The 13095-nt window shown below is 52.0% G+C and carries 10 protein-coding genes and 1 tRNA gene; 4 read left to right on the plus strand and 7 right to left on the minus strand.

The genetic code is table 11. The features are described 5' to 3' along the window. The first annotated feature begins 13 nt into the window (after positions 1 to 13). The 3 genes from leuC (at position 14) to C1A10_RS11085 (ending at position 2811) form a co-directional block, all read left to right on the plus strand. On the plus strand, positions 14 to 1273 hold the full coding sequence (gene leuC / locus C1A10_RS11075) for a 3-isopropylmalate dehydratase large subunit (RefSeq protein WP_101911635.1): 1260 nt from the start codon (positions 14 to 16) through the stop codon (positions 1271 to 1273). 1 nt (position 1274) lies between these two features. Beyond that, on the plus strand, positions 1275 to 1769 hold the full coding sequence (locus C1A10_RS11080) for a 3-isopropylmalate dehydratase small subunit (protein ID WP_101910320.1): 495 nt from the start codon (positions 1275 to 1277) through the stop codon (positions 1767 to 1769). An 85-nt stretch (positions 1770 to 1854) separates the two neighbouring features. Further along, positions 1855 to 2811: a D-2-hydroxyacid dehydrogenase gene (locus C1A10_RS11085; protein ID WP_101910321.1), complete on the plus strand. Its 957-nt coding sequence runs from the start codon at positions 1855 to 1857 to the stop codon at positions 2809 to 2811. A 916-nt stretch (positions 2812 to 3727) separates the two neighbouring features. Here the strand turns inward: C1A10_RS11085 and C1A10_RS11090 are convergent. The 6 genes from C1A10_RS11090 to C1A10_RS11115 all read right to left on the minus strand — a co-directional run bounded on the left by C1A10_RS11090 (position 3728) and on the right by C1A10_RS11115 (position 11182). Then, positions 3728 to 4684 (minus strand): AEC family transporter, encoded by a 957-nt coding sequence (locus C1A10_RS11090; protein ID WP_101910322.1) that lies wholly within the window; start codon positions 4682 to 4684, stop codon positions 3728 to 3730. A gap of 17 nt (positions 4685 to 4701) precedes the next feature. Next, a complete protein-coding gene (locus C1A10_RS11095; protein WP_101910323.1) occupies positions 4702 to 5295 on the minus strand; it encodes a class II aldolase/adducin family protein in 594 nt (197 codons plus the stop codon). Next, a complete protein-coding gene (gene otnK, locus C1A10_RS11100) occupies positions 5292 to 6530 on the minus strand; it encodes a 3-oxo-tetronate kinase (protein WP_341456909.1) in 1239 nt (412 codons plus the stop codon). The genes C1A10_RS11095 and otnK overlap by 4 nt, the downstream gene beginning before the upstream one ends. A 31-nt stretch (positions 6531 to 6561) precedes the next feature. Then, positions 6562 to 7551, minus strand: a complete 990-nt coding sequence (locus C1A10_RS11105) for a zinc-dependent alcohol dehydrogenase (RefSeq protein WP_101910324.1) — start codon at positions 7549 to 7551, stop codon at positions 6562 to 6564. 75 nt (positions 7552 to 7626) lie between these two features. Continuing rightward, a complete protein-coding gene (locus C1A10_RS11110; RefSeq protein WP_101910325.1) occupies positions 7627 to 8952 on the minus strand; it encodes a GntP family permease in 1326 nt (441 codons plus the stop codon). 298 nt (positions 8953 to 9250) lie between these two features. After that, positions 9251 to 11182 (minus strand): sigma 54-interacting transcriptional regulator, encoded by a 1932-nt coding sequence (locus C1A10_RS11115; protein WP_101910326.1) that lies wholly within the window; start codon positions 11180 to 11182, stop codon positions 9251 to 9253. 256 nt (positions 11183 to 11438) lie between these two features. On the opposite strand from C1A10_RS11115, the gene C1A10_RS11120 reads away from it, so the two are divergent. Further along, a complete protein-coding gene (locus C1A10_RS11120) occupies positions 11439 to 12842 on the plus strand; it encodes an NAD(P)H-dependent oxidoreductase (RefSeq protein ID WP_101910327.1) in 1404 nt (467 codons plus the stop codon). 86 nt (positions 12843 to 12928) lie between these two features. Here the strand turns inward: C1A10_RS11120 and C1A10_RS18505 are convergent. Then, positions 12929 to 13068: transfer RNA gene (locus C1A10_RS18505), tRNA-OTHER, on the minus strand. Positions 13069 to 13095: the final 27 nt, after the last annotated feature.

Genomic DNA, 13095 nt, shown 5'->3' on the forward strand with positions numbered 1-13095 from the left:
CGAGGTGTTTTTTGTGGGCATGACAATGACTCAGAAGATCTTTGCAAAGCACTGCGGGCGTGAAAGCGTGGCAGCGGGGGAACTCGTTAATGCGAGGCTCGATCTGGTGATGGGCAGCGACGTAACGACGCCGATTGCCATTCAGGAGATGGAGAAGCATCATCTGAACAGCGTATTCAACCCGGAGAAAATCGTTCTGGTAATGGATCATTTTGCGCCGAACAAGGATATCCAGGCCGCCAAAAACTGCGCGCTGGTACGGAAATTTGCACAGAAGATGGGAATCCGGAATTTTTATGACGGCGGACACATGGGAATCGAGCACGCGCTGCTGCCGGAACAAGGGTTTGTAGCGCCGGGAGAACTGATTATCGGCGCAGATTCCCATACCTGCACCTATGGCGCGCTGGGGGCATTCTCCACCGGAATCGGCAGCACCGATATGGCGGCGGGGATGTACGCCGGTAAGAACTGGTTCAAGGTGCCATCCGCGATCCGGGTGAATCTGACTGGAAAATTCCGGCCGTTTGTAAGTGGGAAGGATGTTATTTTGCATTTGATCGGCCTAATCGGCGTGGACGGCGCGCGTTACCAGTCGATCGAGTTTTCCGGCGATGCACTCCCGTTCGTCTCTATCGACGATCGGTTTACGGTCTGCAATATGGCGATCGAGGCAGGCGCCAAAAACGGGATTTTCCCAGTGGATGAGGTCACAAAAGAATATCTCAGCGGCCGCGTCAGCCGGGACTACGAACCGGTATACGCGGACGAAGACGCCGAATATTCCAGAGTGGTGGAGATCGAGCTGTCCAAACTTGAGCCGCTTGTTGCCGCGCCGCATCTTCCGTCCAACGTGAACGCTGCGGCGAACTATGCAGGACTGCATATTGATCAGGTGGTTATCGGATGCTGTACCAACGGACATATTTCCGACTTGAGGCAGGCGGCGCAGATTCTGCGCGGCAAGCATGTTGCCTCCCATGTGCGCTGCATTATCATTCCGGCAACGCCGCAGATTTATTTGCAGGCAATGCAGGAGGGACTGCTCGAATGCTTTGTCCGGGCAGGCGCAACGGTCAGCATGCCTACCTGCGGTCCCTGCAATGGTGGACACGTGGGCGTTTTGGCGGATGGGGAACGCTGTGTTTCCACCACGAACCGCAATTTTGTCGGGCGGATGGGAACCAAGGATTCGGAAATCTATCTTGCAAGCCCGGCTGTTGCCGCCGCGTCCGCACTGAGCGGTGTAATCGCAATTCCGTCGGAGGTGTGATATGGGAAACAAAGTTTTTAAATATGGAGATAACGTTGACACGGACGTGATTTTGCCTGCACGCTATCTGGCGCTGTACCGGCATGAGGACCTTGCCGCGCATTGCATGGAGGATATTGATGCTTCGTTCGCAAGCACGGTCCGTTCGGGCGATCTAATAGTAGGCGGAGAAAATTTTGGCTGTGGCTCTTCGCGGGAGCATGCGCCTACTGCAATCAAAGCCAGCGGAATATCCTGCGTAATCGCGGCTTCTTTTGCGCGTATTTTTTATCGAAACGCAATCAATATTGGGCTTCCGATTTTAGAATCACCTGCGGCAGCGCGGGAAATACAGGCAGGCGATCATATTCAGGTCGATCTGAAAACCGGAGAGATTAAGAATCTGACGCAGAACAAATCCTATTTTTCAGGCGGTTTTCCTCCCTTTATTCAAAAAATGATTGATGCGGGCGGATTGCTGTCCTATTTGGAAAATACAAAGAGCAAAAGAGGATGATTCAACAGTTCAGCCGAGATGGCCGATAGAGCGGTTCGGTTCAGCGGATGAACTGGGAATACACATTAAAAAGGAGACTGCACAAATGAAGATCGTAATACTGGATGGCTACACCGAAAACCCGGGCGACCTTAGTTGGAACGAGCTGGAAGCGCTCGGTGAGCTGACCGTCTACGACCGCACGCCTGCGGATAAAATCGTGGAGCGCATCGGAGACGCCAACGCGGTTTATACCAACAAAACCCCGGTTTCCCGTGAGACGCTTGGAAAATGTCCGAACGTGAAGTTCATCGGCGTTCTTGCCACTGGCTATAACGTCGTCGATGTCGCTGCCGCGAAGGAGAAAGGTATCCCGGTCTGCAACATCCCGACCTACGGAACTGACGCGGTCGGACAGTTCGCAATCGCGTTGCTGCTCGAGATCTGTCACCACATCGGCCATCACAACGAGGCGGTCCACGAAGGCCGCTGGGAACATAACGACGACTGGTGCTTCTGGGATTACCCGCTGATTGAGCTTGCGCATAAAACGATCGGCGTCATCGGATTTGGCCGCATCGGCCAGGCGACCGGACGCATCGCAAAGGCACTCGGTATGAGGGTCATCGCCTACGACTCCTACCCGAATGGATCCGGCGAGGCGATCGCCGAATATGTAAGCCTTGACGAACTGCTCGCACAGTCGGATGTGATTGCATTGCACTGTCCGCTCTTCCCGGAGACCGAGGGCATCGTCAACAAGGCGAACATTGCGAAGATGAAAACCGGGGTCATTATCCTGAACAACTCACGCGGTCCGCTGATCGTAGAACAGGACCTCGCGGACGCGCTGAACAGCGGCAAGGTCTACGCGGCGGGACTCGATGTGGTCTCAATGGAACCAATCAAAGGTGACAACCCGCTGTTGACCGCAAAGAACTGTATCATCACGCCGCATATCTCATGGGCTCCGAAGGAGAGCCGCCAGCGGTTGATGGATATCGCTGTCGACAACCTGCGGCAGTTCCTTGCGGGTAAACCTATCAATGTTGTTAACAAATAGAGGCAGTTTACTTCTTTTAAAAATGCGAAAATCGTCTGCAGCAAAAATCTGCAGGCGATTTTCTTGATGTCTAATCGAAAAAATGCACCGATTTAGCCGGGGGAATCGACGATGGCTTTAGCCGGATAAAAGAACCCTGCTGGAATAGATGAAGGTTAGGCCAACCGCATCAAAAATAGCAGGGAGGTCTTCTCATGAAAGAGAAAGACATAAAAAGTCTAGAACATACGACATAGAGATGTCAATATGATATTGTTTTTTCACTAAAGTATCGGCGAATGGTGATATATGGACAGCTAAAGAAAGAGATGCTTGTTTTCTTATTTGTACTTAGTCTTATCCCAACAGTTTGAACCCGGTCACTTACCTGGCTCTTTTCAGATTTAAACTGCTGCCTGCTCTTCTCAAGCTGTTCTAGATCCTGGGCTGTTTATCCTTCGTTTCATCCAAAAGCCGTTTCAGATTGGCCTGTATCTTTTTGCACTCGTCCTTATATTTCTCTATTCCACCTTTGAGAGATTCCATCTCCTTTTCTGTTTTCAAGGCACCGAGATAAACCGCTTCACCCGGGGAGCCGCATGCCGTCCGCTTTTAATGGTCTTCAGTCATCAGCTACAATTATGGCAGAAAAGATTACGAAAGTCTGAAAGGTATCAGCGATCATTTCTACCTTACTGACTCTCCCCAATATTTTGGTGTAATTGGGGTTTGGGTGGCATTTCCACTTGCTGAACTTGTAACCATTTTCATATCAAGTGGTCTTATAATGAAGAGCTACCATTATCTTTAAGACATTAACATCCATGGCGGGAAATAATAATCTGATGTATATTTTCATTTTTCTGAAAACATACGCACTAAGTTTGTGGAGAGGGATTGCTCCGGGGTTATATAGAGAACTTCTAGCTCAAAAAATTTAATTATAAATAAATACATTCTGCAGCAGCCACGCAAAGACCGGAATGGTGACAACGCCGATTACGGATGAAATCGCAATCCATGCGCCGGTGAATTCCGAATCGCTGTGATAACTGTGCGCCATGATGCCAAGCTGAGTCATTGCGGGCATCAGCGCAAGAATATAAAACACTTGTCGGCTTTGTACACTGATGGGCAGCACAAAAAAGATAAGTCCCAGCAGTACCGGCATTACAAGATACCGCGCGGCAAACAGCACTACGATATCCCGCAGGAATCCCTCCTTGAGAGGCTTTGCGCTGCGGATGGACGCGCCGACGAACATAAGCCCAAGCGGAGGACAGGTAGCCGAGATGTTTTTTATAGATGCAGCCAAAAAATCCGGCAGCGGCAAACCGGTCAGGCGTACTGCCACCCCTGCCAGAAGCCCGATCATCGCGGGCGAGAAAATGCGGATTAAATTTTCTTTTCGAAAGAACCCCTTTTTCTGCCCGCCGTCCACGCGCAGCAAATAGGTGCCAAGCGTCCAGAACAGCAGGGTGTTGGCAATATAGAAGACCATCCCATCCGGAATGACCTTTTCGCCAAACACGCTTGTAACAACAGGAAAGCCCAGAAATACGATATTCGACAACGCGCAGGCATCAATAAACGCGCCCTGCCGCCCCGCCTGTACGCGCAAGACCCTGCATAATGCGAAACCGGCCAGATATTGCGCAAGAATCACCGCTATCGGAACAAACAGCCCCGCCAGCGTAACAAGCAATTCGGTGCGGGTTGAGAATGCCGACAACACGTTGTAAAAAAGATAGATCGGGATCGCCACTGCCGACAGATATTTGTTCAGCACCTGTTCAGCCCGGGCTTCCCGATAAAATCTGCTGCATGCGATGAAAAACCCTACGGCCATCACCACAAGCATTTCGGCCACACTGTAAACAGCGTTGGCGATCATCACAATCCCTCCGCCTCTTATTCCAAAGTAATCCCGGCATTCCGCAGCTCCCAGGCAATACGGCAGCTTTCCTCCAGTTCCTCCAGCCCATAATAAGCCTGCGTCAGCGTTTCTCCCGGAACAACCGGGCCATGCCTGCGCAACAGCCACGCGTCGGCGCGGAAAGCCTGCTCTGCAAATGCATCAAACAGTTCCCGGCTTCCGGGTTTTGCATAGTTCACCAAATTTACTTTACCCACCTTCATACGCAGATAGGGCGTGTTCGGCGGTACGCAGTCCTCTTGGGCGAGTCCCGGCACACAGCTCCACAGGACAGAGTAGGTACTATGGACATGGATTACCGCGCCGGTCTGCGGACGCGCCGCATATACGCTGAGATGCAGCGGCCATTCCTTGCTGGGTCTGGGCCCCGTAAGAAGATCTCCCTGCAGATTCAGGCAGGAATAATCCTCCGGGCACAGTGTTTCGAAACAGCTTCCGCCTGCCGTAATGTACACCTGGTCACCGATACGGAAACTCAGATTGGCGCTGCTGCCCGAAGTTTTTCCGCGGGCATAAAGAGAGTGTGCAATCCGGCAAGCCTCCGCGCAAAGCATTTCAACATCTGTCATAAATCTTCACCTTTCTTTTTGCGGCAGGTTCTGTCCAGCGCGCGCCGGAAAAAATCCGGCTGGCCGAAGTTTCCTGACTTCAGCACCAGCCTCAGCGATGGGTCGGCAACCGGCGTCATGACCGGCACGCCCGGTGCAATGCTTTGGCCGATTTCATACGCGTTAAACCCCAGCTGACGTGTCACGGCACCGCCCGTTTCGCCACCTGCAACGATCACGCGCCGGATACCATCCTGTGCGGCAAGACAAGCTAATTGTGCAAACGTATTTTCCAGCAGCACAGCCACCTTTTCCTGACCGTGAGACTGCATTTTTCGGACATTTTCAGGTGTATCGCTGCTGTAAATCAAAACGGATTCCCCGAGGCAGTCTTTTGCCTGCCTCCATAGTTCTTTTGCATTGGTCGTTCCATCCAGCAGCGCCATCGGGTCAAGTTTCAGGCAAGCCCCGCCCGCAGCGCGGTAATTTTCAATTTGCTCCCGCGTGGCCACGCTGCAGCTGCCCGCCAGCAGAAGTGCGGGCCCGTCGGTTCCGGCATCGGGATGGGAAACCACACGGTCCTCCATCAGAATCCGTGCAAGAGGCTCCGCGATACCGCTTCCGCCCGTAAGCAGGCGAAGCCCTCCAAAGCAGGCGACGATCGCATCCGCATCGGCGTCTGTTTCCATGTCCGGCACATAATAGCCATGAGCTGCTTCCAATCTAGGCAAGGCGTTGCCGTAAGCACGGCCAATGGTACGGCAGGGATATTTGCTTTGCGGCGCCATCAGTTCTTCGATCGAACTCGCCCACATCGGTGTCAGCGGATGGTTTTTCATCGGACTTTGTTCCAGCGGTACACCGTTTACAAACAAGCGGCCGCCCCGCACCACCCGTCCATTTACTGGAAGTGCAGGGCAAAGCACGGTATAGGGTGCCTGCAAAAACTCCATCGATGCATCGCAGATCGGGCCGATATTTCCCCTTGGCGTAGAATCGAAAGTCGAGCAATACTTGACATAAAAGCGCTTTGCACCCTGTTCATGCAGCCATTTCAGCGCAGTTAAACTGTCTTCCACTGCGGAAACGGTCTCCTGCGTGCGGGTCTTGAGCGCGATTACAGCCGCATCGAAATTTGCCTCACATGTATCCTGCGGCACACCGTTATACAGCCGGGTGCGCATACCGCCTTTCGCAAAAAATGACGCGATATCGCCCGCTCCGGTAAAATCATCTGCAATGCATCCTAAAATCACAATGACCGATGCCTCCTTCGTATGGTTTTGCTTACGGACGGAAGCAGATTTTGATCGCCGTATCGTCCTTGTCAGCCAGGTCAAAGCCGGCCTTGATGTCGTCGAGCTTAAATTCGTTGGTGATCAGCGGTTTAATCTGGATCATCCCCTGAGCCACGGGGCGCAGGGCCTCGGGGCACCATACATAGCGCTGCTGCCAGGTATGGTGTACAAGGCAGGTATTGATAAATTCCATCCCATCGTCATGCCAGCGGCTGACATTCAGCGTGACCGGCTGCGTGACCCAGCTGTAGAACACAAATTTACCGTTGTGTTTGAGCATTGCCGTCGCTGCATTGAAGGAATCCGCGGTTCCGGCCGCCTCAACGACGACGTCCGCGCCGATACCGCCGGTCATCTTTTTGACCTTTTCGACGGGATCTTCCTCGCCGAGACGGATGACCTCGTCCGCTCCAAGCTGCTTTGCAAGCTTGAGTTTTCCCTCCAAAACGTCTACGACGACCACGCAGGCCGCACCCTTCTTTTTGGCGCACTGCGCAATGATCTGCCCCGCAAAGCCGCCGCCCATCACCACGACGAAATCACCCAGATTGACGCCGCAGTTCAGGCCGGAATACATTGCGCAGGCGATCGGTTCGCCCAGAGAAGCGATATCCATGTCCAGATCAAAAGGGACTGGCTGAAGCTGAAAGCTTTTTGCACAGAAATACTCGGCAAAATTATTGTTCCATCCAAATGCCATGACCTGATCGCCCACTTTATAATCCGAAACGCGGCTGCCCACCGCCACGACTGTACCGCCGCTTTCATGGCCCAGCAGAAACGGAAACTCGGGAGGCTGGCGAAACTCCGCTGTCTGCGGCGGCATGCTGCCACGGTAAAAGCTCTTATCGGAACCGCAGATGCCCATACGGTGATTTTTGACAATGATGTCATCTTCCCCGCATACCAGTTCCCGTTCAATCAGTTCAATGTCGTACGGCCCGTTCAGACGGGCCGCCCTTGTCATATACTTTTTCATTATATACCTACTTTCTTTTTCATGGAATACCGCTCTTGCAAAAAGATACGGTTGGGTGTCCGGTGTTTTGAAAACTCAGATCACATGGAAAGCCCACAGGAGACAGGTCAGCGCCGCGCCGATAAAACCGGAAACGGTGGACGCTCCGCCGACAGCGCGGATGCCCTGCTTTACATCCATATTGGACATCGAAACCGTGACCCAGAAGCCGGAGGAATTGGTATGTTTAAACATCAGAGCACCGGTGCCGCAGGCGAGGAAGGCCGCAAGGGGGGAGATTCCCAGTGTGGAAAGCATGGGCTCGACCAACGCTGCGGCTGTCATAACCGCCAGAGCATTTGAGCCAGTGATGACATGGATCAGCATTGCAATGATAATCGGGATCAGGATTGCGGGAAAACCGGAGCCCGCAACTGCGTCCGCAACCGTATCCGCAACGCCGCAGTCTTTCACAAACCAGGCAAGCGCGCCTCCCATGCCGGTAACGATAATCGGCATCGCGGCACTGTGACACGCTTCCTCGACCCAGTTATTAAGCACTTCTTTAGTCTTCCACTTTGGTCCTGTGAGAACCAGAGACATCAGGCATCCTGCAAAAAGCGCTGCCAGCGGGCTGCCTAAAAACGCCATCACATTTGTAAAACCGCTTTCAGGGGAAAGAAGAGTTGACACCGTGCTGATACCAATCAGGATCAGCGGAAGAAGGATCGGCATCAGAGACTGGGTCAGGCCGGGCAGTTTTGCTTCATCCGTGTTTTGCGCGGCAAGAACATATTCCTGCTTCGGAAGGACAGGATCTTTTAAAGTCTTGCAGTAAAGGGTAGCACCGATGACGCTGGGAACCGAGATCAAAGCGCCCCACAGAATTGCCTGGCCAAGCGGCACACCCAGCAGAGCCGCGGCGGAAACGGGGCCCGGAGTAGGCGGAACCAGCGAAGCGGTCGTGAGAGCGCCAAGGTACAGCGCCGTGCCGTAACTCATCATAGATTTGTTGGTCTTGACGGCCAGCAGAGAAACGATCGGGATCAGCAGGATTACCACGCTGTCAGCAAAGATGGGAATGCCGAGAATGAAAGATGAAATGGCAATTGCCCAGATGATATTCTTCTCGCCGACAAGGTCAATCGCCCATTTTGTAATGCGAACGGCAGCACCTGTCTTTTCAAGTACGGTGCCAAGGATACAGCCCAGAAATATAACGATGGCCACGCTTTTGATCGTACCGGAGAAGCCGGAGTTGATATTGCCCTCAATATCCGACCAATTATAACCGAGTGCGATTGCAAGAATGATGGAAGAGACCAGAATACCGATGCCTGGATGGACATGGAACTTGGAGATCAAGACGATCATCAGTACGATGACCAGTGCAAAGGAAACCAAAATGTACGCCGTAGACATAAGCGAATCCTCCTGCTCATTTGTTTTTTGCATCTGCCATTCCGGAAAATGCATTCTATAAAACAAGCAGCAAATATCGTGCCACGTTCCGCAAATTCTCCACTTATTTTATTTTAGTGAATAATTTTGATAAAATTAGATAATCATTTTCTGCCAAACTTGTCTAATCGGCGAAGATAGATCGATATATTTCCAGAAACAGTCTTCTTTTCTTCTCTCATTTCACAATATTTCTTTTCCTTCTTCCGGCATGTCATTCGAACGCAACATGTTGCAACGATGCAACACCTGCAACGCTTTATTTTTTGCACAGATCCGGATATTTCTGCATTTTGCGCCAGAGGGTTGTACGGTCGCATCCGAGCAGTGCGGCGGCCCGGCTGCGGTTGTATCCCGACTGCTCCAGCGCCCTGCGGATAAGTTCTTCCTCGCCGGCATCTGAACCGCCGGCCGATATCACAGGCCCCGGCTTTTTTTCAGGTATCAGGCGCGGTACCGGCACATCTTCAATATGCAGGGCCTTTTGGACATCGCCGCAGGCAACGCAGTTGTTTTCACAGCGTACAAAGACCCGTTCAGCCAGATTACAAAGTTCGCGTACATTCCCCTCAAACGGATATCCATGCAAAGCAGCCAGCGCACCTTTCTCGATCTGAGGAGCAGGCATATTGTTCTCCTGCGCCAGCTGCCGGAGCTGATTTTGGAACAGCAGCGCCGCATCACCGGCACGCTCCCGCAGCGGCGGCAAAAATACACGCAGAACGTCCAGCCGATATAAAAGGTCATGCCGAAACAGCCCCTGCCGAACCATCTCGCGCAGGTTCTTGTTAGTGGCGGTGATAACACGTACACTCACAGAGACCACCTTATCGTCGCCAAGGCGGCGAATCTCATGCTCCTGCAGCACGCGCAGCAGTTTTATCTGCATGGAAAGCGAAATCTCGCCAATCTCGTCCAAAAAGATCGTGCCGTTGTGCGCCTGTTCAAACAGCCCGATTTTGCCGCCTTTTCCACTACCGGTAAACGCCCCCTCCACATAGCCGAACAGCTCGCTTTCCAGCAGATTTTCCGGAAGAGCGGCACAGTTGACCGCAACAAAAGGGCCCCGGCGGCGCGGGCTGGCATTGTGAATGCTCTGCGCAAACAGCTCTTTACCGGTTCCCGTTTCTCCAACAATAATAATGTTTGACGAGGTGGCCGCATAACGTTTTGCGATGCGGATCGTCTCGTCCATTACTTTAGATTTGTGGAGGATATCGTCAAATGTATATTTCGCATAAAGGCCTTTGCTGCTGAGCTTGCGGCGAATCTGCCCCTCCAGTTCCTGGATAACCGTGATATCCGATACGGTGATAACAACACCGCTCACGCTTTGATGTACAATCACAGGGGAAAAGCTGCATGCAACCGTCAGCCTGCCCCCTCCCAGTTTATGCAGTTCATTCTGCTCGGCCTGTCCCGTTTTTAAAACGCGGCGGTATGTCTGGCAAAGAAAAGGAAGCTTTTCGGACAGCGGCCGGTAAAGCAAACTGACGTTGCCACCCAGCATATCGCGCACGACATGGTTCCGCACCTGGATCACGCCCTGGTCGTCTACAAACAGAACCCCGTCACGCGAAGCATAAATGATCGTTTTATAGGTCTCGGCACGCACACGTTCGGCGCGCATGGAATCCGCCATACTGATAGCCGCGTTTACCGCGTGCAGGAGGTTGTCTTCACCGGCGCGGATCACCGTAGCGTGCATCCCCAGCGTCTTGGCAGCTTGTGCTATAAAATAACCGCCAATCACCGCCTCACAGCCGCTGTTTTTTGCGCTGCGCAGCGTAGTATCCAACTCGGTGTGGCTTTTGGTCAGGTAGACTTTTGCTTCCACATGAAACAGCCGCGCGATCTCTTCAACCTCGTACAGCTCGGAAAAAAAGCCGCAGATTGCAATTTTTTTAGGATGGTACTGTTCCGTACATCTTGCAATCGCCTGTACGATATCATAACCCGAAATCGACAGTTCTACAAACGGCTGTGCGGGGTACAGTTTCTGGATTTTCAGCGCCGTATAGCCGCGTGCGATCACCACGTCAAACCGGCCCTCTTCGACCTCCGGCGTCTGATCTACGGTATTCAGCGCTATCGTTGCTTCCAGCCGGGCGGCTTCCGGATGGGCTCTTAAAACCCGCTCAAGACGCTCTTTCATCTCGGGATAAGGGGCAAAAAATAATAAACGGATCATGGCTTCTCCTTTACTGTTGAAACAATTTGTTGCAACACCCCAAGTTTAGGCGGGCAGGACACCGGTGTCAACTGCGGAATCCGCCTGTATCAAAAGATTGGGGATTTTCACAATTCATTCGGAATTTGATTGTGGATTCTTCTGGATTTTTAACTCATACGATATATTTTTATGGAATCGCATTGGCTGGCACGATTTTTGCTGTGTTAATAAGAAAAGGAAAAATGTTTCCACACAGATTCAAAGGAGGATATCTATGCTTTATCATCACCTGTTCCAGCAACACAAGGGCGAAGAAGTTCAGGCTGCCATTATCGGCGCCGGCCATTTTGGTACCGCTGTTGTGACCCAGCAGTTGTATACCCCGCATCTGCGGGTTCCCGTCGTAGTCGACTTAAATCTGGAGAGTGCCAAAAGCGCGTTTCTGAAGGCCGGTATTCCGGAGAACAAAATTTTTTATACGGCTGACGCCGACGAGGCGCAGCGACTGATAGCAGCCGGCAACTATATTTATACCGACAGCAGTGAAATGCTTATGGACATCCCGTCTATCCGTGTAATTTGCGAAGGGACAGGCGTACCCGAAGCCGGCGCGGCCAACTGCCTGAATGCGATTCGCAAAGGCAAATGCGTTGCCGCTATCAGTAAAGAAATGGACAGCGTAGTCGGGCCCATTCTGAAGAAACTGGCAAAGGACAACGGCGTTGTTTATTCTCCCGTTGATGGCGATCAGCCCGCTCTGCTGATGGCAATGGTAGAATGGGCGCGCACCATCGGCTTAACGGTCATCAGCGCCGGCAAAGCCCGGGACGGTGAATTTATTCTGGACGAAGAGTCCGGCACTGTTTCGATCAAGGCCGACGGCATCACCGTGCACGATGATTATGTTACCCACATTGCTCCAGAAGATATGAAGTATTTCCGCATGATTCCGGAAGGGAAAGCGGAAGAATATGTTGCAAAGCGCGCCGAACTTTTGAAAGATCTTCCCGGGGCCGGCGCATTTGACCTGTGTGAAATGACCATGGTCGCAAACGCTACCGGCATGCGTCCCGCTTGTCCGGATCTGACCGACGCGGCGCTGCGCATCACCGAACTTCCGGTCGCCTACTGTGCCAAAAAGAATAAGGGCATTTATGAAGGCGAGGGCGTTATTGATGTACACACAAACTTACGCCGGCCGGATGAATCCGGCATGGGCGGCGGCGTATATATGGTCGTGCGCTGTGATAACGCCTACTCAAACTATATTTTGACCACCAAAGGCCAGATTCCGAACTACGATTGCTCTACAGCAGTCATCTACCGTCCATACCATCTTTGCGGCGTTGAAGTGTCGACTACGATCCTTTCCGCGGCGCTGCTTGGGCTGGATACCGGTACGCTGGAATATAGACCTTACTTTGATTTGGTAAAACGTGCCGAGCGTGATATCAAGGCTGGTGAGCCGCTTGGCAACGACCATGACCTGAAGCTGAAAGCTATGATTATTCCGGCTACCCGACGTGCACCCGCAAGCGCAGTCCCCGGCCATATGATTACCGGCAATGTGGCAATCCGGGACATCAGAAAAGGGGAAATTATCACTTACGACATGATTGAAGATCGTTCAAACAGCACTTTGTGGACACTGCGCGTGCAGCAGGAGGAAACTTTTTAATAAATTCCTTAGACCTTAGACGAAGCTGTTTCCTGAGTGTTTCAGCAAAAGAAAACCCGCATAAACACACTGTTTATGCGGGTTTGTGGCGAAAACGGTGGGATTGGAACCCACGAGACCTTGCGGTCTACCTGAATTTGAGTACTATTTTTCGATATTATTTACTCATTTCGCTTTATAAAATGATATTAATTGATGAGGGAAACGGCTTCATTTAGCCGTTTCCCTCATGATTATTTTTTTGACTTAGATC

It is taken from the genome of Marasmitruncus massiliensis, assembly GCF_900186535.1.
Taxonomy (GTDB): domain Bacteria; phylum Bacillota; class Clostridia; order Oscillospirales; family Ruminococcaceae; genus Anaerotruncus; species Anaerotruncus massiliensis_A.